General features: G+C 65.4%; 23 protein-coding genes. 12 read left to right on the forward strand and 11 right to left on the reverse strand.

Features of this window, described 5'->3' with window-relative positions; genetic code table 11:
• Positions 1 to 148 precede the first annotated feature (148 nt).
• A complete protein-coding gene (locus AC5LXK_RS22305; protein ID WP_493393648.1) occupies positions 149 to 1,483 on the forward strand; it encodes an NAD(P)/FAD-dependent oxidoreductase in 1,335 nt (444 codons plus the stop codon).
• Positions 1,484 to 1,543: 60 nt separating this feature from the next.
• Positions 1,544 to 2,638 carry a potassium channel family protein gene (locus AC5LXK_RS22310; RefSeq protein WP_493393649.1) on the forward strand — a complete coding sequence of 365 codons (1,095 nt, stop codon included), beginning with the start codon at positions 1,544 to 1,546 and terminating at the stop codon, positions 2,636 to 2,638.
• A gap of 53 nt (positions 2,639 to 2,691) precedes the next feature.
• On the opposite strand, the gene AC5LXK_RS22315 is transcribed toward AC5LXK_RS22310, so the two are convergent.
• Complete coding sequence (locus AC5LXK_RS22315; protein WP_493393650.1) at positions 2,692 to 3,978, reverse strand: hypothetical protein; 1,287 nt, start codon at positions 3,976 to 3,978, stop codon at positions 2,692 to 2,694.
• Between the two features lie 548 nt (positions 3,979 to 4,526).
• A complete protein-coding gene (locus tag AC5LXK_RS22320; protein WP_493394033.1) occupies positions 4,527 to 5,447 on the reverse strand; it encodes a LysR family transcriptional regulator in 921 nt (306 codons plus the stop codon).
• Positions 5,448 to 5,542: 95 nt separating this feature from the next.
• Between AC5LXK_RS22320 and AC5LXK_RS22325 the strand changes: the two genes are divergently transcribed.
• Positions 5,543 to 6,415 (forward strand): NmrA family NAD(P)-binding protein, encoded by an 873-nt coding sequence (locus AC5LXK_RS22325; protein ID WP_493393651.1) that lies wholly within the window; start codon positions 5,543 to 5,545, stop codon positions 6,413 to 6,415.
• A 198-nt stretch (positions 6,416 to 6,613) separates the two neighbouring features.
• Here the strand turns inward: AC5LXK_RS22325 and AC5LXK_RS22330 are convergent, their stop codons facing one another.
• Together AC5LXK_RS22330 and AC5LXK_RS22335 are read right to left on the reverse strand one after the other, a co-directional pair.
• The gene (locus AC5LXK_RS22330) at positions 6,614 to 7,162 is read right to left on the reverse strand and encodes a hypothetical protein (RefSeq protein WP_493393652.1); all 549 of its coding nucleotides are present in this window, start codon (positions 7,160 to 7,162) and stop codon (positions 6,614 to 6,616) included.
• A gap of 175 nt (positions 7,163 to 7,337) precedes the next feature.
• Positions 7,338 to 8,312 carry a helix-turn-helix domain-containing protein gene (locus AC5LXK_RS22335; RefSeq protein ID WP_493393653.1) on the reverse strand — a complete coding sequence of 325 codons (975 nt, stop codon included), beginning with the start codon at positions 8,310 to 8,312 and terminating at the stop codon, positions 7,338 to 7,340.
• Between the two features lie 669 nt (positions 8,313 to 8,981).
• Between AC5LXK_RS22335 and AC5LXK_RS22340 the strand changes: the two genes are divergently transcribed.
• From AC5LXK_RS22340 to AC5LXK_RS22355, 4 genes are all read left to right on the forward strand, one after another.
• On the forward strand, positions 8,982 to 10,127 hold the full coding sequence (locus tag AC5LXK_RS22340; protein WP_493393654.1) for a helix-turn-helix transcriptional regulator: 1,146 nt from the start codon (positions 8,982 to 8,984) through the stop codon (positions 10,125 to 10,127).
• 341 nt (positions 10,128 to 10,468) lie between these two features.
• Complete coding sequence (locus AC5LXK_RS22345) at positions 10,469 to 12,004, forward strand: hypothetical protein (RefSeq protein WP_493393655.1); 1,536 nt, start codon at positions 10,469 to 10,471, stop codon at positions 12,002 to 12,004.
• Positions 12,005 to 12,072: 68 nt separating this feature from the next.
• On the forward strand, positions 12,073 to 12,555 hold the full coding sequence (locus AC5LXK_RS22350) for a hypothetical protein (protein ID WP_493393656.1): 483 nt from the start codon (positions 12,073 to 12,075) through the stop codon (positions 12,553 to 12,555).
• 390 nt (positions 12,556 to 12,945) lie between these two features.
• Positions 12,946 to 13,980, forward strand: coding sequence for a helix-turn-helix domain-containing protein (locus AC5LXK_RS22355; protein WP_493393657.1), 1,035 nt, complete (start codon positions 12,946 to 12,948; stop codon positions 13,978 to 13,980).
• A gap of 52 nt (positions 13,981 to 14,032) precedes the next feature.
• Here the strand turns inward: AC5LXK_RS22355 and AC5LXK_RS22360 are convergent, their stop codons facing one another.
• Complete coding sequence (locus AC5LXK_RS22360; RefSeq protein WP_493393658.1) at positions 14,033 to 14,659, reverse strand: TetR/AcrR family transcriptional regulator; 627 nt, start codon at positions 14,657 to 14,659, stop codon at positions 14,033 to 14,035.
• Between the two features lie 504 nt (positions 14,660 to 15,163).
• Here AC5LXK_RS22360 and AC5LXK_RS22365 point away from each other — a divergent pair.
• Positions 15,164 to 15,499: an H-NS histone family protein gene (locus AC5LXK_RS22365; RefSeq protein ID WP_493393659.1), complete on the forward strand. Its 336-nt coding sequence runs from the start codon at positions 15,164 to 15,166 to the stop codon at positions 15,497 to 15,499.
• A gap of 32 nt (positions 15,500 to 15,531) precedes the next feature.
• Here the strand turns inward: AC5LXK_RS22365 and AC5LXK_RS22370 are convergent, their stop codons facing one another.
• On the reverse strand, positions 15,532 to 16,194 hold the full coding sequence (locus tag AC5LXK_RS22370; RefSeq protein WP_493393660.1) for a helix-turn-helix domain-containing protein: 663 nt from the start codon (positions 16,192 to 16,194) through the stop codon (positions 15,532 to 15,534).
• Between the two features lie 329 nt (positions 16,195 to 16,523).
• On the opposite strand from AC5LXK_RS22370, the gene AC5LXK_RS22375 reads away from it, so the two are divergent.
• Positions 16,524 to 17,735 (forward strand): alpha/beta hydrolase family protein, encoded by a 1,212-nt coding sequence (locus AC5LXK_RS22375; RefSeq protein WP_493393661.1) that lies wholly within the window; start codon positions 16,524 to 16,526, stop codon positions 17,733 to 17,735.
• Positions 17,736 to 17,822: 87 nt separating this feature from the next.
• Here the strand turns inward: AC5LXK_RS22375 and AC5LXK_RS22380 are convergent, their stop codons facing one another.
• Together AC5LXK_RS22380 and AC5LXK_RS22385 are read right to left on the reverse strand one after the other, a co-directional pair.
• A complete protein-coding gene (locus AC5LXK_RS22380; RefSeq protein WP_493393662.1) occupies positions 17,823 to 18,581 on the reverse strand; it encodes an SDR family oxidoreductase in 759 nt (252 codons plus the stop codon).
• A gap of 140 nt (positions 18,582 to 18,721) precedes the next feature.
• Positions 18,722 to 19,666 (reverse strand): LysR family transcriptional regulator, encoded by a 945-nt coding sequence (locus tag AC5LXK_RS22385; RefSeq protein WP_493393663.1) that lies wholly within the window; start codon positions 19,664 to 19,666, stop codon positions 18,722 to 18,724.
• A 166-nt stretch (positions 19,667 to 19,832) separates the two neighbouring features.
• On the opposite strand from AC5LXK_RS22385, the gene AC5LXK_RS22390 reads away from it, so the two are divergent.
• Complete coding sequence (locus AC5LXK_RS22390; RefSeq protein WP_493393664.1) at positions 19,833 to 21,047, forward strand: FAD-dependent monooxygenase; 1,215 nt, start codon at positions 19,833 to 19,835, stop codon at positions 21,045 to 21,047.
• A gap of 126 nt (positions 21,048 to 21,173) precedes the next feature.
• On the opposite strand, the gene AC5LXK_RS22395 is transcribed toward AC5LXK_RS22390, so the two are convergent.
• Entirely contained in the window at positions 21,174 to 22,106 is a 933-nt protein-coding gene (locus AC5LXK_RS22395) for an alpha/beta hydrolase (protein WP_493393665.1), read from the reverse strand.
• 61 nt (positions 22,107 to 22,167) lie between these two features.
• Complete coding sequence (locus AC5LXK_RS22400) at positions 22,168 to 23,265, reverse strand: OpgC domain-containing protein (protein ID WP_493393666.1); 1,098 nt, start codon at positions 23,263 to 23,265, stop codon at positions 22,168 to 22,170.
• 381 nt (positions 23,266 to 23,646) lie between these two features.
• Between AC5LXK_RS22400 and AC5LXK_RS22405 the strand changes: the two genes are divergently transcribed.
• Positions 23,647 to 24,801 carry a porin gene (locus AC5LXK_RS22405; RefSeq protein WP_493393667.1) on the forward strand — a complete coding sequence of 385 codons (1,155 nt, stop codon included), beginning with the start codon at positions 23,647 to 23,649 and terminating at the stop codon, positions 24,799 to 24,801.
• Between the two features lie 51 nt (positions 24,802 to 24,852).
• Here AC5LXK_RS22405 and AC5LXK_RS22410 read toward each other — a convergent pair whose 3' ends face one another.
• Positions 24,853 to 25,764, reverse strand: a complete 912-nt coding sequence (locus tag AC5LXK_RS22410) for a LysR family transcriptional regulator (protein WP_493393668.1) — start codon at positions 25,762 to 25,764, stop codon at positions 24,853 to 24,855.
• A gap of 141 nt (positions 25,765 to 25,905) precedes the next feature.
• Here AC5LXK_RS22410 and AC5LXK_RS22415 point away from each other — a divergent pair, with 141 nt between their 5' ends.
• Positions 25,906 to 26,907, forward strand: a complete 1,002-nt coding sequence (locus tag AC5LXK_RS22415; RefSeq protein WP_493393669.1) for an aldo/keto reductase — start codon at positions 25,906 to 25,908, stop codon at positions 26,905 to 26,907.
• The last annotated feature ends 61 nt before the right edge of the window (positions 26,908 to 26,968 follow it).

A 26,968-nucleotide genomic window follows, 5' to 3' on the forward strand; every position in this document is an offset into this window, starting at 1 on the left:
CGAGCCGACCGGCCACGCGCGGAAAAGATAACTTTACCGCAAAATGGTCGTCATTCAGTGTCGTGAAAGGTGCGTTTCTGTGAAAGGTGTGTCACGAAGTTACCGCAAGCGTCCCAATCCCGAACGAATTAACGACTGAAAGGAAACAATGACGACAACCTACCCGCTGCACGATGCCCTGACGTGCGCCGAAATGGCGTTCCCGGCCGAGGCCGATGTCGTGATCGCCGGTGCCGGCATCATGGGCTGCGCAGCCGCGTACTACCTAGGCCTGCGCGGCCTGAAGGCCGTCGTGCTCGACAAGTCGCGCATCGCCGGGCAGCAGTCGACGCGCGCCTGGGGCTTCGTCCGGCAGCAGGGGCGCGAGGCCGCCGAGGTGCCGCTGATGATGGCGGGCATGCGGATCTGGGAAGGGTTAGAGGAAACCCTCGGTTTCGATCTCGAATGGCGGCAGGGCGGCTGTCTCTATATTGCGGACAACGAAGCGGACTGGTCGTCGTTCAACGCGTGGCTCGCCGTCGCGCGCGAGCACGGGCTCGACACGCGCACGCTGACGCGTGCGCAGATCGACGAGCGGGTGCGAGGCCTTTCGCCGCAGGCGCGCACGCTCGGCGGGCTGTATACCGCGACGGACGGGCAGGCCGAGCCGCGTCGCGTGGCCGCCGCGTTCGCCGCGCGCGCCGCCGAGGCCGGCGCGCGCTTCTTCGAAGGCTGTGGCGTGACGGCGATCGAGACGGCCGGTGGCGCGGTGGCCGGCGTCGTGACCGAGCGTGGCACGATCCGGACGCGGCGCGTGATCTGCGCGGCCGGCGCGACCAGTTTCCGGCTGCTCGACGGCGTCGGCATCCGGCTGCCGCAGCAGGCCGTGCGCGGCACCTGCATGCGCACCAACGTGGTGCCGCCGGTGTCGGCGTCGACGGTCTGGGGGCATGGTCTCGGCATCCGGCAGCGCAAGAACGGCGCGATCAATCTTGCCGACGACATGCAGGTCGACGTCGATCTGACGCTCGGCCACCTGCGCGGGTTGAGTCTCTTCTGGCCGGAGTTCTGGTCGCAGCGCGACAAATTCCGGCTGCACCTGAATGCATCTGCCTGGCGCGACGTGCTGGCGCGCATCAATGGCGCGCGCGGGCCGATCGAGCCGCGCGATCCGCAGCCGCAGCCGAATCGAGCGCATGCGCCGCGCGCACTGGCGAAGCTCAAGACGATCTTCCCCGCGCTGAAGGATGCGCAGATCGTCGAGGCGTGGGCCGGCCTGATCGACGTGCTGCCCGACGGCATTCCGGTGATCGATGCGCCGGGCACGCCGTCGGGGCTCACGATCGCGACGGGCTTTTGCGGACACGGGTTCGCGATGGGGCCGATCGTCGGCCGGCTGCTCGCCGAATGGATCGACACGGGGGCGCCGTCGCTCGACCTGTCCGCGTTTCGCGCACAGCGTTTCGTCGACGGGACGATGGTGCGGCCGCGCAGCATGCTGTGACGGCCGGGGCCGTGTGTTCCCGTCGTAGAATCGAGCCCGCATCCTTCAGGAGATTCCCCGTTGGCAACGCCATCCGACCAGCGCCGCTCGTTGCGCATGCGCCTGCGTCGCGCCCGCAATCCGTGGCAGGCGCCGCGTGCGCGCACGTTGTTCACGCGTCCCGCGACGTCGCCGCTGCGCACGCTGCTGTTCCGTCTCGGCGCGGTCGTGCTGCTGTGCACGCTTGCGTTCCTCGTGCTGTACCTCGATCGCGACGGCCTGCGCGATTCGACCAAGAGCACGCCGATGACCGTCGCCGATCTCGTGTACTTCACGATGGTCACCGTCGCGACGGTCGGCTACGGCGACATCGTGCCCGTCACCGCGCGGGCGCGCCTGCTCGATGCGTTCTTCATCGTGCCGATCCGCATCGGCATCTGGTTCATTTTCCTGGGCACGGCGTATCAGTTCGTGATCCAGCGCGTCATCGAGGAATTCCGCATGAAACGCCTGCAGAAGCAGTTGTCCGATCACATCGTCGTGTGCGGTTACGGCCTGTCGGGGTCGATCGCCGTGCGCGAGTTGCTGGAAAGCGGCGTCGATCCCGCGACGATCATCGTGATCGATTCGCAGCAGCAGGCGCTGGAGGCCGCGACGTCGCTCGGCGTGACGGGATTGCTTGGCGATCCTGCGCATGAGGATCTGCTGCAGCAGGCGCAGGTGCGCGCGGCGAAGGCCGTGATCATTTCGGTCACCGACGATCCGACCGCGATCCTGCTGACGCTGTCGGTGCGCAGCATCGCGCCCGAGACGAAGATCGTCGTGCGGATCCAGGAGAACCTGTACCAGCGGCAACTGCGGCAGGCCGGCGCGGACGTGATCGTGTCGTCGACGAAGATCGGCGCGCTGCTGCTCGCGGACGCGGTGCACAGCCGCTACATCGTGCCGTTCGTGAACGACATGCTGTCGACGCGCGGGCGTGCGACGCTGCTGGAGCGTGAGGCGTTGCCGCAGGAGATCGGCTGCCTGACGAACGTCGTGCCCGGTGCGATCGTGGTCGGGCTCGATCGCTGCGGGAAGATCTATTCGTTCTACGAGGATCCGCCGTGCCGGATCGAGGCAGGGGATACGCTGGTGGTGATTCAGTCGGCGCGGATTCCGGATCCGGATGTTTGAGGCTCGCGTGTTGCCCTGCGGCGGGCGTGACTCGTCGGTGCGAGCCCCGGATTTCAATGCGCGGCAGCCGTTGCGTTGGGCAGATAGGTCACGTTGGCGGACAAGTAACTCGCGCAATTGGCCTGCGGGCCGTTGACGTTGGAGCTTCCCGAGAGGGTGGAATGTCCCATTCCGTCGCTGACGATCTTCATGTCGCTGAAGGTAATGGTCAGGCCGGGTGCAGCGGAACAGTCGAAAATGGTCTGGCCCAGAAAGCTTAATTTCGAGTTGTTGTAAAACGAGCCGCTTGCGTTTGCGTAATACCCGAAGGCAACGTAAGGGATCTGTTGCCCGTATGCGGCACAGGAATTGCTGAATGACGCATTCGCAGCGGAAACACACGCAACGGAACCGGGTGCAACGGGGGATTGCCCGGGCGTTTCCGAGCTGTACGCGAGATGATTCACCGTGCTTCCCGTCGAGAACAACATGGCCGTACACGCGCTTTGCGTTTTCTGGCTCCATCCGACGGTCCCGGCTTGAAAGGTGATCGTGCTGCCGTATTCAGAAAAGTTGACGGACGATCCGTTCGACAGATTGTCGTAGTAGCAATTTCCCGAGATGGGGGCAACAGCAGGTGTTCCATAGGCCTGCGAAACATCGACTTCGGCCGCGAGGATCCCGTCGCTTCCAATCTGCAGCCCAAGCAGCTTGAGCAGATCCGCAAGGCTCGTCACGATACCGACCAGCCCTTGCTTCATGACTGGATTATTTCCATCCGTGTACTGGATGTTGTACGAAGGCGTATAGGTTGTGCCGCCCGTATTGAATATTCCGCCGCTGTCGGCCGTGCTTGCTGAGGCAGTGCTCGTGCCGGTCGAGCCGGAAGTGACGGACGGGGTGTTCTGGTTGATCAGCATCTGGCTACCCGATGTGGAGTTCCGCTGAATCGTAATTTTCCTGCCGGTATTCGGGCCGGTTATTTCCTGTTGTTTCGCGCCCTTGTGTATGACTTGCTGAATCTGCTTCCATTGATTCAGGGTGGCGTCGTCGGGGACGCCTTCCAGCATGAGTGATCGGCATCCGGCTCGATCGACGGCGATTTCTTTCTGTATGAAGGGCTGATCCGACGGAACGGTGGATTCGTAATGGTATTGACACGAACCGTCCGGCATTCTGGTTCCGATCTGGATGTATTTTCTGTAGCTTTTCCAGTGCTGGGGATCCGGGTAATTGAAATTCTGGACGCCGGGGCTGCTCAGGAACGACTGGATCTGAGCGGGGTTGTCAATTTCCGAATCTTTCTCCGCCCAGGCGTTCAAGGAAAGAATGGATGCCAGTATAAGGACGAGATACTTCATGCTCCGGACCCCCGATATTGTTCATGATTCTTTGGATTGGTTCGAGAATGCATCAAGTCAGGCTGAATCAGTTTCAGGCATGCCTCGTTTATGAGGCGCTCCCATCCTAAGCCGAAGTCGAAGATTGCGCTTGAATACCGAAGGGGCGTTTTTGGGTGCCGAATGATGGATGTCGGTCCTTTCGCGCGACGCTGAAGAGCGCGGCGGCACTGATGGACCGCAACGGCATGCCGCTTTGGACGGGCGCGGCCAACGCCAGTCATATGGACATGCAGTGGGGCAAGATGTCGACGCGGAAGGGCAGCATGCGGCCGTCGAGAGGCTGTTGCACAAGATCGTCGTCGATCCATGTAGCCGGCGATCATCGGCAGACCGCGCGGCCTTGTCCGTGCGTTGACGCGACCGACCGGTTCGAGCGGACGCCAACGCTCGTGGCATGCCGAGATACGCCCGGCACGATTCAGTCGGCGCGGATTCAGGATCCGGAGGTTTGACGGCGAAGCGGATCGTGCCGCGGGCGATGCGTCTCATGTGACTGCAGGCCATGCCTAGGATCCCTTTTCCCACGCAACCTCCGCAATCTGCTGCCGCAGCCACCCATGCGCGGGATCGTCGTGCGTGCGCTCATGCCAGATCATCGACAGCGCGAAAGACGGCACCTCGACCGGCAGCTTCACGAGCGTGAGCGGCATCGACGCCGCGACATGCCGCGCGAGCCGCTGCGGCAGCACCAGCATCATGTCGCTCTTCGCGACCACCATCGGCGCGACCAGGAAGTGCGGCAGCCGCATCGCAATCCGCCGGTGCAGCCCTTGCCGCGCGAGCGCCGCGTCGACGAGCTCTCCACCCCGGCCACCGATCGTCACCAGCACGTGCGACAGCGCGGCGAAACGCTTCGGTGTCAGTCGTGCCGACAGCGCCGGATGCCCGTCCCGCACAATGCAGACGAGATTGTCGTCGTAGAGCTTTCTACGATAGATGCCGGCGGGCAACGTATCGTCGTCGAATACGCCGAGCGCAACGCCTGCGGTGCCGTCCGTCACGAGCTCGACGTTGTTGCCGCGTGACGGCGGAACTTCGAGATCCAGTCCCGGCGCGCTTCGTTCCAGCCGCGCATTCACGTCCGGAATCAGCGTCAACGCCATGTGATCGAGGCTCGCGATCGAGAACTGCCCGTGCGCCGTCGCCGGATCGAACACGGCAGGCGCGATGATGCTGGCCGCTTCCGCCAGCACACGCGATACGCGCAGCGCGAGCGATGCCGCGCGCGGGGTGAATTCCAGCCCCTTCGGCGTGCGCACGACCACACGATCGTCAAGCAGCGTGCGCAGCCGGCCGAGCGCGCGACTCGCGGCGGGCTGGGTCAGGCCGAGCCGGATGCCGGCGCGCGTGACGCTGCGCTCCTTGAGCAAGGCATCGAGCAGCTTGAGCAGGTTCAGGTCGGCGGAATGCAAATCCACTTGGTGCATGCTGGACATGATCGGTATGCATTTGAGTTATGTCCGGCCAGCGTACATCATCGAAACCATTGCTCCAACATGTGGAGCGGCAGTCGGGAGAGCATATGTACGTTGTCACGGGTGTTACCGGGCGCACGGGCGCCGTTGCGGCCCAGGCGCTGATCGATGCAGGGGTTCCGGTTCGCGTGGTCGTGCGCGATCGTGCGAAGGCGGCGAGCTGGGCGGAGCAGGGCGCGGAGGTGGCGGTTGCGGACCTGGCCGATTCCGCCGCGTTGACGCAGGCGTTCGCCGGCGCGCGCGGTGCGTATCTGGTCAAGCCGCCCAACTATGCGCTGGAGAATCTGTTCGAACACGCGGACGTGACGGCGCGCGCCGTCGCCGCAGCGGTCCGTGCGGCGGGCTTGCCCAAACTCGTGCTGCTGTCGTCGGTCGGTGCGGATCAGCCGCAGGGCACCGGCGTGATTGCGACCAACCGGGCGGCCGAGCGACAACTGGCCGAACTGGGGATGCCGGTTGCGTTCCTGCGCGCCGCCTATTTCATGGAGAACTGGGCGCGCGTCGTCGATCCGGTCCGCATGCAGGGCATCCTGCCGAGCCTGCTCGGGCCTGTCGAGCGCGCGATCCCGATGGTCGCGACCGAAGACATCGGCCGCGTCGCGGCGGAGATGCTGCAGGAAGACTGGGCCGGTATCCGGAAGGTCGGGCTGGAGGGGCCGCGCGCGTATTCACCGGCCGACATCGCGGATGCCTTTGCGCGTGTGCTGAGCCGGCCGGTTCGACCGGTGGCGCTCGAGCCGTCCGCATGGGCCGGGGTGCTCGCGATGAACCCGTTCTCGACTGCGGCGATCGATGGATTCATCGAACTGAATCGCGGGCTGAACAGCGGCCATATCGGCTTCGAAAGCGACGAAACGGTAGAGCTTCGGAAAGGGCGCGTGCCGTTCGAGCGCGTTGCCGAAGCTATCGTGCGGGCGTGACGTCGCACGTTCGCATGCGGCGCGTCGCCGCTGCGTCACGCGTGATCCGGCTCCGTCGTGGAGCCGGTTATCCCACCAGCGCCGACGCCGGCACGCCGCGCACGAACGCGATGACCCTGTACCCGATCGGCTGAAATGTCTTGCGCCGGGCAGTCGAGTCCATGGTGCCGAACCGGGGAAAGCGGGCAGCGTGCGGAATCAGAAGCCCCCGCCGATGCCACCGGGCCCCACGGTGAGATTGCCGATGTTCGCCCCGATGCCCCCGGGACCGACGGAGTAGTGAACGGTGTCTCCTTGCCTGGATGGGGAAGAAGACGTACACGTGTTCCTGCCCATCGGCGACAGGCAGGGATTCGGCTTCCCGTTCCCGAACGCATTCGCGACCGCGTTGTTTCTGGCGATTTCCTTCGCCGAGAATCGTTCTATGGCCTTGCTTCTTGCGTCCATGAGGGCGTGCGCCTTGTTCGACCAGACGCGTGCCCTCGCCTTGTCTTGAGAGGCCAGAATGTCCTGGGCTTCCGGAATCATCTTTCCAATCTGCAGGTCGTACTGGATAACTTCTTTCGGCAACTGGTTCGCACGGACCGATGCCCGGTCGGTTTCAATGACCTTGTCCCAATCGGCGCTGGTGAGTGGAGCATTCGCTCCCGCATTGCTCGCGGTTCGATTCTGCACAGGCGCCATGCATCCTGCGAAGCAGGTTGTCATGAGAAGCGCGGAGAGGTATTTGCTGGCTGTTTGTCTCATTGTTATTCCCAAAAAATCAAAGCGTGCATACCGATGATCCGTACCGCTTTGGAGAAGCGGCGATTGCATTCGAAGTGCCCCCGTTCGCTCGCAACCTGTTCGCTACAACCCCAATCCCGATCCCGGAATGAATCCGGCAGTACTGAAAGTGTCCGGGAACACCACCGTTTCAACGTCAGCGCCCATGCTGCGCCCGGTCGAATGCCTCGCTGGGCGCATGGCCGTATCGTGCCCGGAAGGCACGGCTGAAGTACTTCTCGTCGGTGAAGCCATACCGTAACGCGATGGTGCGGATTTTCTCGCCACGCCCCTGTCCGCTGGACAGCACCTGATGCGCCAGATGGAGCCGGCGCTGTCGGATTTCACGCATGACGCCTCCGGTATCGGCGAACAGCTGATACAGCTTCGTCCGCGAGATGCCTGCTTCCCGGCAAATGCGATCGGGTGTCAGGTCCGGCTCGAGCAAATGCATGTCCAGGTAGTGAAGTACGCGTCGGCCGAGCAGTGCATCGACGACCTTGTTCGATTCCGGAGGCACGTCGGACATACCCTGTACGCAGGCGAGCAGCATCTGGGTCGTCGCGTCGGCGATGTAGGGAAGCTCGGACGCACTCAGTCGCGGCAGGTTCTCGCGGAGAGAAAGGAGATGATCCCGTAGCAATGCGACGGAGCCTTGCAACAGCGAGAATCCGTGCAGGCGCTCCACCTTGGGCGGGAGCAGTGCACGGGGCGCTGCAAGGGAAATCTCGTGGCTGCTCGTGGTGGTGTATTTGAAAGGCCGCCCGTAGTCGAGCATGTAGAGGTCGCCGGCCTGCTTGGTTTGGGAAGCCGACCGGGTGCGGAGGCTCAACGTGCCGCTGATCCGCAGATTGAAGCAAAAGTAATCGTGTTGATCCGCGCTCGCGTGTCGGGCGGTTCGCTCGGCGCCAAAGCCGGCAGTGAACGTTCCGTCTTTCCATACGCGATTCTCGAGCACGAATGGTCCGAACGACACATGCTGGCAGTGCATGTCGAACGCGCTGCGTGCGGCTTGACCGGGGGCGAAATCGACGAGCGGCACTTCCATCGCCCATGCGTCGAACTGCTCGTCGGGCGGCGCATGGGCCGTGGTAAAGCGCTCGATATGCGGATGCAACGGTTCGCTGGCCATGGCGCTGGGGCGTTCGCGGGCAAACGGCGGCGATCGCACGACGTGATCGCGGGCAGTCGGCTCGCCTGCGGTATCAAGGCGGTTGAGGGCCGCGGGTCGACACTCGCTGAATGAGGTACCCGCGGAGAATCTGCAAGAGAACTTGCGTGGCCAGGAAGGTGGAATTTCATCGTGGCCAGCCGGCAGTATGTAGCCGCGCTTTGCCCTTTTGCAAATGAATTTACCGGGCGACGATTGATTTTTTCGTTAGCCAAAACGCTCGTCTACCTAGTATGGACGCCATGCTACCTCGGTTGTGGACGGAACGCCCTAAAATGCGCTCGACGCGGCGAGTACGCGTGCTTTGAAACGGGCGCCGCGCATGCTGCAGCGAGAGACCCATCGTGACTCGGGATTCAGGAAATTACCGACATTGCTTCGCATTTGAAATGGAATAGCGTTGCCGGTCCGGTTTTCGTTGAATATCGGGATTCAGTCTGTCTTTGTCGCCTGAATATGCATGGCGATATCTCGTGAACAGCATAGGCATGCTGACGATTGGTTACGGAAAGTGTGTAATTAAATTGTATGGAATGGTTGACGTTGGAGAGGTTGGGCGGCGGGCCGATCCCGCGGCTCGTTGCACCTCCGATGCGGCCGAATGCAGAACAGTGGACCGGGGAAACAGGTATGACCTTCCTTGATCATGGTCTCTCCAGCTTGGTCGGCGAGCTATACGACGCCTCCGTCGACAGCGCGCGGTGGGTGGGGATGGCGCCGAAGATCGCCGCGGCTTTCGAAGCCGACAGTGCCGTGCTGAAGCTCCATCGCGGCGCGAACGTTCAGTTGCTTGAATGTACCGACAACCTGCTGGTGTCGCAGGCGCGCCAGGACTGGGCGAGCTACTGGCATCAGAACGACCTGTGGGTCGATCGTGCCGTGGCGCGAAGTGTCGAGACGATCTTTACGGATCGCGATCTGGTGACGCGGCAGGAGCAGCGCGAAAGCGGCTTCTACCAGGAGTGGCTGCGCGAGCTCAACATTTTTCACGTCGTCGGCACGCTGTTTCCGGTCGGCGACGGCACGCTTGGTGTGCTCGGCATTCATCGGCCGAGGGCGGCACGTCATTTCAGTGCCGGCGATCGCCGGAAGGCGGCGTTTCTCCTGCCGCATCTACAACGCGCTTTCCAGTTGAGCCAGCGCCTGTTCTCGATCCGGAACGAGGCCGCCCTGGAGGCGTTGAACTACATCGACACCGGAGTGGTGGTCGTGAATCAGTCGTGCCACGTGCTGTATGCCAATGCGTTGGCGGAGCAACTGCTGCGACCCGGTCACGGGATCGGCGCACCAGGCGGGCGGGTACGTGTCGTCGACAGCGGGTTGCACGAGCGCTTTTTGCGGTTGATCCAGTCCTGTGTGGCGACGGCATCCGGCCGGCCGAGGCCGCTCGGAACCCTGTTGAAGATTCCGCGCGCGAATCGCCTGCCGTTGACGCTGACCGTCAGCCCGCTCCGACCGGGCAGTCTCGTCCAGACCGTCACGCCGCTCGCACTCGTCATGCTGCGCGATCCGGAATACCCCACCGCCAATGCCCGGCATCTGCAAGAACTGTTCGGTTTTACGCCGACCGAGTCGATCGTGGCAGCCGATCTCGGAGCCGGCCTGTCGGTGGAGGAGATCGCACGGCGGCGTGGTGTCGGCATCGGTACGGTGCGATCTCACCTGAAGCGAATTCTGCACAAGACGGGCACGAACCGGCAGGCCGAGGTCGCCGTACTCGTGGCCCGAAGCGTGGCATCGCTGCAGGCAGTGGAAGCAGGGATCTCTCCCAAATGAGAGGCGACAGGCGTCATGGCGCCCGGTAATCTCGCGGCATCGTGAAGCGTGAGGCGCCTGCATCGTGAGGCCCGCCCGCGGGAGGTCGTGAGGGACGGGTGAGTGTCGATGGAGCCTTGGAGCCGGTGGCGCCAGCACCTCTATTCAAATAGGACTGCGTATCGTTTTGTTATCGGGGAACGATGCGGCGTGATGTGAGGCGAGTGCCCTGGCGGGCCGTGAACGGCGTATTCGGAGGGAGGGAGCGGGGCACGGAGGGTCCCGGCGCTCGATGGAGCGTGAGTGTGTCTGACGAGTGGCAAGGAAGCGCCGGTTGGCGATCGAACAAAAAAAGGAACGGTATGAAGCCGATTGCATGGATGGTAATGGCTGCCTGTCTCGCGCTCACGGCGTGTGGCGGCGATGGTGTCTCGACGGGGAGCGGTTCGGCATCGTCTTCTTCCGGAACGTCGCCTCCTGGCGGCGGCGCAGCGGGCGGCACCACAGGTACGCCCACGGGCGGCCCGACGCAGATGCAGGCGAGCTGGTCGGCGGTCGCGGCGCTCGATGGTCAGCCCGGCGAAGGTGAGCCGGCGGTGACCGTCGACGCGAAGGGCGACGCGCTGGCCACGTGGCTGACCACCGGCAACAGCGTTGTCGATACCAATGAAATCTGGGGCAATCGCTATGTGCCCGGTCAGGGATGGGGCGCGCCCGTGCGGCTCGACACGACGGATGGTTCGGTCAATATGACGGGCCCGAGCGTGAGCCCGCCGCGGGTGGTCGGCAATGCGAACGGTCAGGCGCTCGCGCTGTGGGTGCAATGGACGCCCGGTCCGAACGTCTATGCGCTGTGGGCGCGACCGTTCGATCCGTCGTCGGGATGGGGGACGCCGGTTCAGGTTGCCCTGAATGTCTCCAGCTCGACGTCGAATGACACGAGCGCCTCTTATGACGCGGGTATCGACGGAAGCGGCAATGCGCTCGTGGTGTGGACGGAGCAGATCCCGCCCGGTTCGTCGTCGATCGCGTGGCGGCGCTATGCGGCGAACGGTCAATGGTCCACCGCCGCGCTCATTCCCGAGCCCGCCCAGAGCGGCCCCGGCGCGATCACCGGTCCGGTCATCCAGAACATCTCGCCGAATCTCTCCGTGACGTCCGGCGGCAAGGCGGTCGTCGCCTGGCAGCAAACGGACAACATCCAGTCGGCGTTGTGGGTCGCGAACTACGATCCGGCCGGCGGCTGGACCGGTTCGAACCCGGAGGTCACCGTGGCGGACCGGACCTCCGGCGCCGTGTTTTCACCGGTCGTCGGGATGGATGCCGGCGGGAACGTCACGCTCGTATGGGGTGAAACCGACATCGTTTCGGGCGGCATCCACACCACGACGATGTCGCAGCGCTATGCCGCCGCAGCGGGATGGCAAGGCAAGCAACCCGTCGCACCGGCCATCGCGCTCGCGGACGGCGGCTACTTCCCGGTGCTGAGCGTCAACGCGCAGGGGAACGCATTGGTGGCGTGGTATGGCCCGGACGGCGCGCTGTACGCGAACGTGTCCGACACGAAGGGTGCCTGGGGGACGGCGCAACAACTGTCGACGAAGCCCAATCTGGGCGAAAACCATCCGCCGCAGCTGGCCCTCGACGATGCGGGCAATGCCACGGTGGCGTGGAGCGACATGGGAACGCCGGGTTCGATGCACGTCCTTGCGAGCCGCTACGCCAATAACGCATGGAGTGCGGCGACGCTGTTCGGGAAAGATCCGCAAGGCGCTTTCGGTGCGGCGATGGCCGGGAACGCGGCCGGCAACCTCGCGCTGCTGTATGTGCTCGACGTGACGGTGCAGGGATCGATGGTCAGCGAGGTACAGACGAGCTTCTTTACCCCCGGATCGTGAGGCCGCCGTCGCACGCGCGAGGCTGGCCGCCGCACCGGTCGGTGGCGGTGGCCGGCCTGCGCGGTTCGATGTCCCGCTCGATTCGCGTGACGCAACAATCATTCAATCAGGAATTCAGCATGTTTCGGAAAATCGTGTGTATCGGCCTGTGTGCCGGAATGGCTGCGTGCGCCGGCATCGGGGGCGATGATGCCAGTCGTCCTTCACCGTTCGACAGCGCCTATCTCAAGGCGCATGTCGTTCCCGGCAAGACCACCGAAAGCGACATCGCACAGATGTTCGGTGATCCGTTCCAGAAGAAGAGTTTCCCCCAGCTGAGCAAGGATATCTGGGTGTACTCCAACATCCATGCGCCCGGCCAGGGGAACCGGCTGCTGTCGATGGCCGGCATGGCCGCCGGCTTCATTCCCGGAGCTGGACTCCTCGCGCAGGCGACCAACGCCGGACAGATGGTGAGTGCGCAGTCGGCACCGACCAAGGCCAGGACCATGCAGTTCGAATTCAATAGCGGCAACGGAACGGTCAAGGACTGGTTCGGCGACGTTCAATAACGCTCGCGCGTGCGACGAGCGGGCGAAGGCCGATACTGCTTCCCGGTGATTGGCGATGTTCCGCCATCGTATTCCCGTCACTTGCCTGCTCTCGACGCCCGGCTGACCGGGAAGCGAACGCTTCGACGCATGGGCGGTGAAGAGATCAATGCGCGAATTCGAATCGCCGGCCGACACCGGCGCAGGCAGGCGCGTCGATGGCCGCAATGGACCGGCGCGCCGACGATGGCCGGAAGTCGATTGCGAAAAACCGGATTCCCGAGGAAGATCTTCTGCCACGGTCAGGCTCGCGCGGTGGCCGTCGGCTTCCGGCGACGCCCGCCGGACACGGTGCTCGACTGACGGGTGATTTCTTCGGGGCGCGTACGAAAGATACGGCGCCGGCCATGAATGGATACCGTTCCTGTTTTCAAGTCGTCAACGCTTGATCTGCCCGAACCCGATCGATTTCATCTCTGGATGGAGGGAAGTCATTGCGACTGTCGATTGCGGAACGACAATTCCGCATCGTTTGCCATGGATTCGTCCGCGGCAACGCTCGGCCCGTTGATTCTGTCGGGGCGACGCTGGCTGAACCAGGAAGACTCGGTGGTCTACGAGATGCGTCGCACCGAACGACGAATTCGGACAGACGGGCAGGACTTCTTCTACCTCATGCTGCTTTTCGGCGGCAGGAACCTGTTTCGTTCGAAGGGCGTTCAAGCGACGCGGGGCGCTGGCGACCTGTGCGTCTCGGATGCCGCCCAGCCCCACGAGTACGAGATCGAGCCCGGCGGCGGGGTTTCGTTGGTCGTGCCCCGGGATTTCCTGCCCGGCGGAGCCGAGAATCTGCACGGCCATACGCTGTCCACCGGCATCGGTCGTCTCCTGGGCGATCATCTGCTGTCGTTGTTCCGGAATCTTCCGGATTTGACGGAGCAGGACGTACCGCATGTCGTTCAATCAACGCTGCAACTGGTGACTGCCGCGGTGTCCCCCACGGCGGACACCGTGCGCGAGGCGGACAGCCCCATTCGCAATGCGCTATGGGGTAGCGTCCGTCGTTACATCGACGACCACCTGCTGGATCCGGAGCTCACGCCCGACCGGATCTGCCGGGACATCGGCATCTCGCGCGCAAAGCTGTATCAATTGTTCGAAGGGAGCGGCGGCGTCGTGCGGCAGATACAGCAAAGGCGATTGCGGCGCATCTATCACGTGCTCGCCGATCCCGGTCGGGCCCGGATGCGCATGGCCGAGATTGCATGGAGCCACGGCTTTCCCGACGAAAAGCACTTTTACCGGCTGTTCAAAAAGGCGTTCGGCCACACCCCGAGCGAAACGCTGGAGCGTGTCCGCAGTGCATCGGCTCATCTCCCGGAGGACCGATTGAGGCAGGGCGATCGCCCGGCCGGATGGAACGTGTCCTGGGGCGTACCTGCTTGACGAGCCGGAACGTCAGGCGTTCCGCCAGCGCGCCCGTTCCGTCTTTCACAGGTCAACGCGCCGGTGCCGCCGACGCCAGCAGGCTGCGCAGGAACACCATGATCATGTGCCCGATCGGCACATCGGACAGGATCGACTCCTGCAGCGACAGCCCTTGCGAGAGCCCCATGAACGATACGGCCAGCACGGTCGGCGGTTCGGGCGGCACTTTCCCGAATCGGGCGAAAATCTGCTCGATGCAATAGGCGAGACCGTCGCGGTGGGTGTCCAGCAACGCCTGCGCCGTCTTGGCAAAAGCGGGATTGCGACGCCCCTGGAGCTTGAACTCGACGCCCAGCACCGACCACTCGGGCTCGGCATCGACCGTCCGCGACCACAGTTCCAGCGCATTCAGTATGTCGTCGCCGGACGCAGCCGGGTTGCTCAGCGCCCGCGCGATATCGGCCACTTGCGTCTTCGAGCGCTCCAGCATCAGCTCGACGAACAAGTCTTCCTTGCTCGCGAAATTCGAATAGAACGCCCCCTGCGTGTAGCCGGCCTCGGCCGCGATGTCCCTGAGCGACGTGGCGCCGAAGCCGCGCGCGACGAACAGCCGCTTCGCCGCGGCCAACAAATGCGTGCGGGTCTGCTGTCGACTTTCTTCGCGGGTCAGCCGCGGGGGAAGGGGCGCCGTGTTCATGGGCGGAAGGATATCAGTTGATATTTGAGATAGATACCATTACGATCGCATTTCAAATATCACTTGATATGTGAAACGAAGCGCAGGATTGTGCGCCTGGATGTCCGCAATGGGCGACGCCCGCCGCTACGCTCCGGCAAGCCAATACGCGCCGGTCAGCCGCGCGGGAAAGGGGCGCCGTGGTCACGGCAGCAAGGATATCAGTTGATATTTGAGATGGATGACATTACGATTGCATTTGCAACTATAGTCTGATCAATGAAACGGGCCGCGTGATCGTGCTGCCCGGATGTCCGCACTGGACGGGGACCAGGCGGACGGATCGTTCCGGTGTCGGGCCGCCGGTGCGCCAGGGATCGTCGCGTGTGCCGCGTCGCGTCGCCGGCTCGCAGGGCGTATCGACTGCCGATCAAGTGAGTGCTGCCCTGCGGGGCGCGATGAATCAATCTGTTAGTCATGCGAATTATATAGATTCGCATGCGGATGCATGGCGGGAAGCAGAAGATGAGCGTGAGCAAGACCTATGCGCAGCTCGTTGCGGAGCTGGCCGAACTGGACGAGGAAATCGAGCGTGCCCGCGCCCGCGAACGCATCGATGCAATCGAGGAGGTGCACTCGCTGATGGACACCTATGCGATCAAGCATCGCGACCTGGTCGGCCGCAACGGCAGCCGGGGCTCGTACATCGTGAAAGTCCTGCCGGCGCGCTATCGCGATCCGGCGAGCGGCAAGGAGTGGAGCGGGCGCGGTAACGCGCCGCTCTGGATCCGGGGCAAGGACCGTCGTCAGTTCGTCATATGCAAGCCACCGCCCGCCGGAAAGAAGTCCAGAAGGGGATGACGGAGTGTGGCGCGCGGCATTGCCGGGCCGAACTACGGCGATATGGGTTTCGGCTGAGTGTGGCCCGGCGGCATCAGCACGACGAGCAGCGTCGCGCCTTCCGGCGACGGCGCCACATAGGCGTGCGGCCGGTGCGACGAGAACAACGCGCTTTCTCCGGCACGCAACCGGGTCGGCTCGCCGTGTTCGAAGTGCAGCTCCAGTTCGCCCGACAGCACGTAGCAGAACTCGTCGCCCTCATGACCGGCAAGCCCGCCGGCTTCGTCCACGGTGCGCGCGTCGACCTGCATGCGCAGCGTGATCATCCCGGCCGAGCTGTCGCGATGCAGCAGCGCGTACTCGTACGGGATATTGGCGATACGCGTCGTGACGATGTCTTCCGTGTGGCACACGCTGAGCGAGGCGCGATGGCGCGGCTGGTTGGTCAGCACGTCGCGCCAGTCGAAGCCCATCCCTTCGATGATCCGGTGCAGCACGCCGAAGGTCGGCGACATCTTGTTCGTCTCGATGCGCGAAAACGTCGCCGCGGGCACGCCGGTCAGCCGGCTCGCCTCGTTCAGCGTGAGGTCGCGCGACTGGCGCAGCGCGCGCAGCCGCTGCCCGATCTGGTCGGCCGGCACCTGCAGGTGCTCGCGGCGCCGCGGCTTGAGCGGCAGTGCCGACAGGAGCGACGTGACGCGGGATTTCTTGCTCATGGACGTTCACCGGGGAGAATGTTTTTACGGATACGTAACAAAAATATACCGCATCGGCACGAAACCGCGCGATAAAATGTGAAGGGCTTGTTGCTGGCCGATATCGAGGCGTACACTTTCGCCGTGTTGACGTGACGAAAGCGGGGCATTTCTGATGTCTCGTTTTTTTGGCCCTTGTATTTACGTATATGTAAATTTAAGGACCGTGCGCAACGCATCTCGTCCCGGTTTTCAGTGCGCGATGCTGCATTCCTGGTCGATGGAGGTAAAGGTGGTTACGCATTTGCACGGCCATAAATTTACGTATCGGTAATTTTCGAGAGGGTGACATGAGTCTGCAAGACAACAACATGAATGGCGCGTATCGCGCGGAAGGCTGGGTGCAATGGCCCGGCGAGCCGGAGTTGAGTTTCCAGTTCGCGCGCACGCTCGGCGGTGCGCAGGAGGGCGCGAGCCTGATCAGCGAATGCTTTCGGGCGGCGTCGCGGATGACGCCAGGCGACACGGAGAGCTGGTATCGCGAATGGCAGGTGCTCGCGAAGGCCAGCGAGCAGCGCGCGCTCGACGCGTCGGCGCGCGGCTTCCTGCGCACCGCGAGCAGCAACTGGCTGCGCGCGGCCAACTACTACCGGTCGTCGGAGTTTTACCTCGCACATGACGACGCGCGGCGGCGCGATACCTTCGACAGCGTCGAACGTTGTTCGCATCGCTATCTCGAAGGGCTGACGCCGGCCGGCGAGGTCGTGCGGATCCCGTACGAGGGCGGCGCGCATCTCGACGCGTATTTCATCCCGTGTGCAGGCGACGGCGTGCGTTTGCCGACCGTGATCGCCTTCGGCGGCCTCGACGAGTACAAGGACGAACTGCTTCACGAGATGCCGAAGCACGTGCTCACGCGCGGTATGTCGCTGCTGCTGGTCGATCTGCCCGGGCAGGGCGGCACGCTGCGCCGGCAGGGCATCGTCAACCGTCCCGATACCGAAGTGCCGGTCGGCGCGTGCGTCGACTACCTGCTGACGCGTCGCGACGTCGATGCCGGGCGGATCGCGTTGTATGGCGCAAGCGTCGGCGGCGTCTATGCGGCGCGCGCCGCGTCGTTCGAGAAGCGCATCGTCGCGGCGGTGTCGGATTCGGTGATGTTCGACATGGCGTCGCTGTTCGCGACCTGGCTCGATACGCCGGAGCGGCTCATCTGGCGCCACCTGAAATGGGTGTTCGGCTGCGCGACGCCGCAGGGTGTGGTCGACAAGGCGCGGGACTTCCGTCTCGCCGGCGTGATCGATCGCATCGCGGTGCCGTACCTGGTGCTGCAGGGCACCGAGGACTGGCTCGGCCTGAAGACGGCGACCGATACCTACGACTACGCGAAGGCGCACGGTGTCGACGCGACGCTCCGGCTGTTCGATCCGGACGAAACGGGCGCCGCGCACTGTCAGGTCGACAATCCGACACTCGGGCAGGAGTTCATCTGCGACTGGCTCGCGGCGCGCCTCGGCATCGATCAGCGCGAAGTCCGGCAGCGTACGCAGGCACTGGCCTGAACGACGGGGCGCGTCGACCGCCGGGAGGCATCGCGCCAGGTTGCTGGCGACACCTTCCGGCGTGGGCCGCGGCGCGAGGTCGCGGGATTACCCGCGACCGACGAACGGCATGGCGGTCGCCATGATCGTCATGTTCAGGATGTTCGTGTCGAGCGGCAGATTCGCCATCTGGACGATCGCGTTCGCGACATGCGCGACGTCCATGCGTGCCTCGGGTGCGAGACTGCCGTCCGCTTGAGGGACGCCTTGCGTCATCCGGTCGGTGAGCGAGGTTGCCGCGTTGCCGATGTCGATCTGGCCGCACGCGATGTTGTACCGGCGGCCGTCGAGCGCCAGCGACTTGGTGATCCCGGTCACCGCGTGCTTGGTGGCCGTGTACGCGATCGTATCGGGGCGCGGCGCATGCGCCGAGATCGAGCCGTTGTTGATGATGCGGCCGCCCTGCGGCGTTTGCGCCTTCATCAGGCGCCACGCGGCGCGCGCGCACAGAAAGACGCCGGTCAGGTTCGTCGCGACGACGCTGTTCCACACGTCGAAGTCGTATTCGTCGAGCGACACGGCGGGGGCGTTGCGCCCGGCATTGTTGAACAGCACGTCGAGCCGGCCGAACTGCTGCGCGATCTGCGCGAACGCGTGGTCGACCGATTGCTCGTCGGTGACGTCGGCGGGAAACACCTGCGCGTCGCCGCCGGCGGCGCGGATCGCATCCTGCGTTTCGCGCAGCGAGGCTTCGTTGCGTCCGAGCAGCGCGACGGTGAAGCCCGCGCCGGCGAGCGCGATGGCCGCTGCACGACCGATGCCGGAGCCGGCGCCCGTGACGGCTGCGAATTTCTTCGAGACAGACATGGCTTGATTTCCTGCTGGTTGGATGACGGAGGGCACGGACGATGAACGACGTCATCGCCACTTCGGCAATGTAGACGAAATACGCGGCGCGCGGATTCGAGCGATATCGCAAAGCGCGCTCGGCGCGACCGTGACGGCGGCTATTTCTTCCGGCCAGGCGTGGCCTTCCTGGCCCGTGCTCCGTTTTCCGCGAACAACTCGACCACCACGTCGCGCAGCCAGCGGTTCCCTTCGTCCTGATTGACCCGCGTGTGCCACAGCATATGGATCGGCGCACCGGGCAGCGTGACGGGCAACGCGCGCCAGCCGAGCGAGAACGGCGCGGCGAGCTGCAGCGCGAGATGCTCGGGTACGGTGGCGATCAGGTCGGTGCGTTGCAGGATGTAGCCCACGCTCATGAAGTGCGGCACCGTCAGCCGCACCTGGCGCTTCACGCGGCGCCGCTTCAGCCATTCGTCCACCTGCCCGTGTCCGGTGCCGGCCGACACCACGACCAGATGCTCGGCGTCGCGCCACGCGTCGACCGTCAGCGGCGCGTCCTCGAGCGGATGCCCGCGCCGGAACAGGCACACATAGCGCTGATCGAACAGCCGGCGCTGATAGAACCCGCCCTTGAGTTGCGGCAGCAGGCCGATCGCGAGATCGACGCGGCCATCGGCCATTTCGTCGCCGAGGTTGATGCTCGTGTTGCGCACGGTATTGAGCGCGATGCCCGGCGCCGCGTGCGACAGGTGCTCGAGCAGCGCGGGCAGGAACACCACTTCGCCGATGTCGGTCATGCCGATGGTCAGCGTGCGCGTGGCGCGCAGCGGATCGAAACCGGTCTCGGGGTTCAGCGCGGCGTGCAGCGTCGCGAGCGCGTGCGACACGGGTTCCGCGAGACGCAGTGCGAACGGCGTCGGCACCACGCCGCCGGGCCCGCGCACGAACAGCGGATCGCCGAGCCGGCGGCGCAGCTTCGCCAGCGCGTTGCTGACGCCCGGCTGGCTCATGTTCATCTGTTCGGCGACGCTCGACACGCGCCGCTCCTGCATCAGCCGCTGGAAAAGCAGCAGCAGGTTGAGGTCGATCTCGCTCAGGTCCATGGGTTTCGCGGAGTCCGGTTCATTGCATTCAGTGATGAAGCAGATTCATTTCATTTTATTGCTGGATGAAAGTCCACTCCTGAAAATACCGATACGGCCCATGCATGCGACATGACCGCTGCGCAGCCCGCAGATCCCCCATACGAATATCGGAGACAGCTTCATCATGCAGACGAACCTGAAGATTGCGATCGTCGGCGCCGGCATCGGCGGCCTGACGCTTGCGCTCGCGTTGCGCGAGCACGGCATCGACGCACAGCTCTACGAGCAGACCCACGAATTGCGCGAAGTCGGCGCGGCAGTCGCGCTGTCGGCCAACGCGACGCGCCTCTACGAACGCATGGGCCTGCGCGCGGCCTTCGATGCGGTGTGCGCGGACATCCCGGGCCTTGTTTATCGCGACGGGCGCAGCGGCGCGGTGATCGGCCATCATCGCGGCGACCCCGATTACCGCCGGCAATTCGGCGGCGCGTACTGGGGCGTGCATCGCGCGGACCTGCAGGCCGTGCTGTCGAAGGCGGTCGGCCTCGACTGCATCCATCTCGGCCATCGGCTCGTCGATCTTGCGCAGCATCCCGATCGCGTCGTGCTGTCGTTCGACAACGGCGCGCGCGTCGAGGCCGATCTCGTGATCGGTGCGGACGGCGCGCGTTCGATCACGCGGCGCTGGATGCTCGGCTACGACGATGCGCTGTATTCGGGCTGTTCGGGTTTTCGCGGCGTGGTGCCGGCCGCGCGCATGGACCTGCTGCCCGACCCCGACACGATCCAGTTCTGGGTCGGGCCGCACGGGCACCTGCTGCACTATCCGATCGGCGACAACGGCGACCAGAACTTCCTGCTGGTCGAGCGGCATCCGTCACCGTGGCCGTCGCGCGACTGGGTGATGCCGGCCGAGGAGGGCGAGCAACTGCGCGTGTTCAAGGACTGGCATCCGGCCGTGGTGCAGATGATCACCGCGGTGCCGGTCAGCCAGCGCTGGGGGCTGTTCCACCGTCCGCCGCTCGGGCGCTGGAGCCGCGGGCGCGTGACGCTGATCGGCGATGCCGCGCATGCGCTGGTGCCGCACCACGGACAGGGCGCGAACCAGTCGATCGAGGATGCGGTGGTATTGGCGGCGCAGCTGGCGAAGGCCGGGCCGGGCAACTGGCGCGAAGCGCAGGAAGCGTACGAGCGGCTGCGTCGCGGCCGGACGCGCAAGGTGCAGTACGCGTCGATTTCCGCGGCCGACGTGCTGCATCTGCCGGACGGCCCGGCCGCGCAGGCGCGCAACGCGCGTCTGGGCGAACGCGACAGCGTGCTGCATCACCTCGACTGGATTCACGACTTCGACGCGCTCAACGACGAGCCGAGCGAACGGCAGGGCGGCACGTGGCTGTGAGCGCGGCACGCGTGCCGGCGTGACGCAGGCAGGGCATCGGCGCCACCAACGTCAACACCGGGCGACGGTCGCCGGCCGGTTACCGGCCTGTCACGCGAAAACGGGCGGGGCAGCGCCCGCCCGCAATCATTTCACGCACTCGAGCGCGTACTTCAACCCTTGCCCGAGCAACCCGCGCCACACGTCCCACGTATGCCCGCCGTCGACGATGCGCAGCTCCGCCGGGTTCTGCGCGCGGCGCAGGTGCGTGTACAGCACGCTCGATTCCGCCTGGATCGTCAGGTCGTCGTCACCGGCCGCGATGAACATCGGCACGCGCCAGCTGCGCGCGAAATAGCCGCGCATCAGCGCCGGGTAGTTGAGCTCGTGCCATACGCGCGAGTCGAACTGCCGGTCGCCGAACACGCCGACGTAGCGCGCGGCGGAATTGAGCGGCGGCTCGTTCGCGTAGATCGCGGGGCTCAGCAGCATCGCGCCGCAGAACAGCCCCGGCTCGAGCAGCGAGAAGCGCAGCGCGCCGAAACCGCCCATCGACACGCCGCCGATCGCGCGGCCCGCGCGCTGGTTCGACACCGCGAAGTGCGCTTCGACCTCGGGCAGCAGGTCGTTGAGGAACGCGCTCTGCATCTTCTCCTTGCGGTCGACGTACCAGTCGGTGCCGCCCTGCGGCATCACGATCACGACGGGCGGAATCTCGCGACGCTCGATCAGCGTGTCGGCGGTGGCCTGCAGCCGGCCCTGCGTGACCCAGTCGTTCGCATTGCCGGCATTGCCGTGCAGCAGGTACATCACAGGGTAGCGTGCGCCTTCCGGGTTGTAGCCGGGCGGCAGGTAGACCGTGTACGACCAGTCGCGCTTCAGCGATGGCGACCGGAACGTGCGCAGCACGACGCTGCTGCCCGGATTGACCGGCGGCTCCTGCGCGACCGACGGGGTCGTCGCGGTCTGGACGGCCGGTGCCGGCACGGGCGAGATCGACGGCGCCGACGGCGTGGCGCGGGCGGTGGCGATGGAGCCGGCGATCAGGGCGACGGCGAACGGAAGGGCGAGTCGGCGCATGGCGAGTCGATTCAGGAGAGGCGCCGGCTATCGTAGCAGCGGCGCATGACGGCGCGGCGCGTCATCGCCGCGAACGGAACGGCAGCCGCGCGACGAGCGGCCCGTAAAGTTTGGCCACGAGATACAGCAGGCCCATCGCGACGGCGTCGGCGGTCAGGCCGAGCGGCACGTTGAGATAGCCTTCGGTCGCCTGATAGAGCAGCGAATCGACCGCGAGCGAGATGCCGGTGCCCGCGACGAAGCACAGCAGCCCCTGCCGGCCGATCGTGCCGATCCACGGCATCGCGTGCGCGACCTTCTTCATCCAGCCGAGGTGCACGAGCTTGGCGGCGAGCCACGCAATCGCGAGGAAGTTCGCGAGCCGCAGCGCACCGAGGTTCTGCTTGATCGACGGATCGGTCGGGAACGGCTCGATGCGCAGCCGGTAGTACGCGCCGGCCGCGACGATCGCGAGCGACACGGCCGTCAGCAGCCAGCCCTGCGGCTTGGGCGCGAGCGTCTGGTAGACGGGCTGGCAGCGCGCGATCACGCCGAGCACGAACAGGAATTGCCACGCGAACGGATTGAAATCCCACGGCGCGCCTTCGACGGTCGGCAAGAAGCGCGCGACATGCGGCGCCGCGTACCAGAGCGAGCCGCTGAATGCGAACAGCAGCCACGGCTGCGTGCGGGCGAGCGGCAGCGTGAGCGGCACGAGCAGTGCGAAGAACGCGTACATCGGCAGCACCGACGCGAGGTACGGCTGGCGGCGGAACAGCAGGATGTCGCGCAGTGCGGCGAGCGGCTTGTGCAGCAGGCCGTCGAGATCGTTGGTCGGCATGTTCGGGCCGTCGATCGCGAACGCATTGAGCGCGGCCGTGATCAGCAGCATCAGGCCGGCCGTCACGAGGAATGCACGGTAGATCTCGAACGCGCGCCGGATGAAGCGCTGGCGCGCGGCGGCCTCGTCGTGCCGCTCGGCGAGCGAGTTGTACGCGATCGCGGTCGCGAAGCCGCCGAGGAACACGAACACCTCGGCCGCGTCGCACAGCGCATACGCGTGCAGCGTCACGCGCGACAGGATGCTGCCGCCGATGTGGTCGACGACGATGACGAGCAGCACGAGGCCGCGAAAGAAATCGAGCTCGGCGTAGCGGCCGGCCCGGGCAGGCGCGGTCATCGGACCGCCTCCCGGCGCGGGCCGCGTGCGCGGCCGGCACATGCCGCGCATGAATCGGGGTGAAGCATGACTTCGTGAAGAAATGGCGAACGGATGCGCATTGTGCCACCGATGCGACGCCGGCCGGGTTTACGCGGATGGCGGGCCGGCCCGCCGCTGCCGATAAGCCCGGTCAGGCGCTCCGTGCAACGGGGCAGTTGGGCGAGCGCAACGCTTTGCGCGCGGTGATCAACCCCCGATGGACGGACGGTTTCCGACGTGACACCATTTTGTCCTCACGCGGCCGCACACCGCGTCGTCCGCCCTGCGGGCCACACATACAACAGACCAAACATTCGCCGGGCGCTCGGCCTGCCCGGCCCTCGGCTCCGGAGATCCGTCATGAAGAAGCACGTCATTTTTGCCGCCGCGCTCGCCGCTTTCGCCGCGCCGGTCTTCGCGCAAAACAGCGTGACGCTGTACGGCCTGATCGACGAAGGCTTCAACTACACGAACAACGTCAACGTCAATGGGGTCGGAAAAACCAATTACCAGCTCGCGAGCGGCTATGCGCAGGGCAGCCGCTGGGGCCTGAAGGGCAGCGAGGATCTCGGCGGCGGCCTGAAGGCGATCTTCACGCTGGAAAACGGTTTTGACGTGAACAGCGGCCGGCTCGGCCAGGGCGGCCGCATGTTCGGCCGCCAGGCGTTCGTCGGGCTGAGCGAGTCGCGGTTCGGCACGCTGACGTTCGGCCGCCAGTACGATTCCGTCGTCGACTATCTCGCGCCGCTGACCGCGAACGGCAACTGGGGCGGCACGCTGTTCTCGCACCCGTTCGACAACGACAACACGGACAACTCGTTCCGCGTCAACAACACGGTCAAGTACGCGAGCGCCGACTGGAACGGCCTGACGTTCGGCGGCACGTACAGCTTCAGCAACAGCACGGGCTTTGCGAACAACCGCCAGTACAGCATCGGCGCGCAGTATTCGCTGGCCGGGCTGCAGGTCGCGGCTGCATACCTGCAGGCGAACAACCCGGGCGCGGGCAGCGCCGGTGCGATCGCGGCGGACGATGCGAACTTCGTCGCCGACCGCCTGCGCATCTTCGGCGGCGGCGTCAACTATACGTTCGGCCCGGCCACCGTCGGCTTCGTCTATACGAAGGCGGACATGAAGAACCCGGTGTCGACCGTCTACCTGCCGGCGGCGACGTTCGCCGGCCTCGGGCTGACCGCGATGAAGTTCCAGAACTTCGAAATCAACGGCAAGTACCAGCTCACGCCCGATTTCTATCTCGGCGCGCAGTACGTGTACACGGACGGCAAGTTCGATGCCGCGGCCGGCTCGTTCAAGCCGAAGTACCACACGGTCGGCTTGATGGCCGACTACAGCCTGTCGAAGCGCACCGACGTGTACCTGCAGGGCGCGTGGCAGAAGGTGGCCGGCGACAAGACGGGCACGGCGGCCGACGGCGGCTACGTCGTCGGGACGGACGGCCCGTCGGCGTCGTCGAACCAGTTCGCGGTGCGCGCCGCGATCCGCCACAAGTTCTGACCGTTTCGACCGGGCGATGACCGGGGCCGGGCGCCCCGGTCCCGGCCGTCGTCAGCCTGCCCGGTGCGTGCCGCCGAGCGTTTCCGCGAGCCAGTCCACGAAGATTCGCACGCGCGGCGCCAGGTGCCGGCCGGTCGGGAACACCACCGACACGGGGAGCGGCCCCGCCTTCCATTCCGGCAGCACCTCGACCAGCGACCCGTCGGCGAGCAGCGGTGCAAGCCCGTCGCGCGGCGCCTGGATCAGCCCGAGCCCCGCCAGGCAACACGCGAGATACGCCTGCGAGCTGTTGACCGACACGGTGCTGTGCATCTTCACCGTGTGCATCTCGCCGGAATCCATGTCCGCATATTCCCAGTCCAGCTCGCGGCCCGTGCGGCTCGAGAAATAGCCGACCGCGACGTGGTCCGGCAGGTCGTCCGGCGAGCGCGGCGTGCCGTGGCGTGCCAGATACGCGGGCGACGCGCAGTTGATCTGCGCCATCTCGCCGACGCGCCGCGCGACGAGCGACGTGTCGGACAGCGCGCCGACCCGCACCGCGCAGTCGATGCCGTCGGCGACGAGATCGACGAAGCGGTCGGTCGTGCTGATCGCGACGCGCAGGTCGGGGTAGCGCGCGTGGAAATCCGGCAGCGCCGGGATCACCTGGTTCAGCGCGAAACGTTCGGGAAGGTCGACGCGGATCACGCCGCGCGGTGACGCGCCGGCGTCCTCGAACAGCGTTTCCACATCGTCGAGATCGGCGAGCAGCTGTACGCAGCGCTCGTAGTAGGTCGCCCCCTCGGCGGTCAGCGCGACGCGCCGTGTCGTGCGTTGCAGCAGGCGGATCTTCAGGTGCTTTTCCAGATACTGGACGGCGTTGCTGACCGTCGGGCGCGGCAGTTGCAGTTGCTCGGCCGCTTTCGTGAAGCTGCCGAGATGGGCGACGCGCGCGAAGATGCGCATTGCTTGCAGATGGTCCATGCGGGCGGAAGCCTTGGCGGGGTGGGAACAGGCTCCATTGTTAATCAGCGTCGAATGGTTTGGTGGAGCGTTTCGCGTTTATCGCGCGGCGCCATGCGTCCAGAATCCGTTCCATCCACTCACCACTTGAAGGAAACGGACATGGACACGCGTCAACTGGGCCGCACGGGCCCGCAGGTATCGGCGATCGCACTCGGCTGCATGGGGATGTCGGATTTCTACGGCCCGGCCGACCGCGACGAAAGCATCGCCACGCTGCACGCGGCGCTCGACAACGGCATCACGATGCTCGACACCGGCGATTTCTACGGGATGGGCGACAACGAGATGCTGATCCGCGACGCACTGCGCGGCCGCACGCGCGACCAGGTGCTGATCAGCGTGAAATTCGGCGCGCTGCGCGATCCGGCCGGCGGATTTGCCGGCTATGACGCCCGGCCCGACGCGATCCGGAACTTCATCGCGTATTCGCTGAAGCGGCTCGGCACCGACTACATCGACATCTACCGGCCGTCGCGCGTCGATCCGGCGGTGCCGATCGAGGAGACGGTCGGCGCGATCGCCGATCTCGTGAAGGCCGGGTACGTGCGCCATATCGGGTTGTCCGAAGCCAGCGCCGACACGATCCGGCGCGCGGCGGCCGTCGCGCCGATCTCCGACCTGCAGATCGAGTATTCGCTGCTGTCGCGCGGGATCGAAGCCGACATCCTGCCGACCTGCCGCGAACTCGGGATCGGCATCACGGCCTACGGCGTGCTGTCGCGCGGGCTGCTCGGCGGACGCTGGAATGCGGCGCGGCAGGGCGAGCGCGATTTCCGCGCGGCGAGCCCGCGCTTCCAGGGCGAGAACCTGGAGCACAACCTTGCGCTCGTCGATGCGCTGCGCGCGATCGCCGACGAGAAGGGCAGCAATCCGGCCCAGGTCGCGATCGCCTGGGCGCTGTCGCGCGGCGCCGATATCGTGCCGCTGGTCGGCGCGCGCAAGCGCACGCAATTGCAGGATGGCTTGATGGCGACTGAATTGCAACTAACGGTCAATGATCTCGCACGCATCGAAGCGGCGGTTCCCGCCGGGGCGGCTGCCGGCGAGCGCTATCCGGCCGCGCAGATGGCGCACCTCGACAGCGAGCAGGGGCGGGGGTGATTCACGGGGCCGGATCGACGGCCCCGACAGGCCCGCCCGGCGGGCCCTAGCCAGCCTCAGG

Source organism: Burkholderia pulmonis (assembly GCF_984667975.1).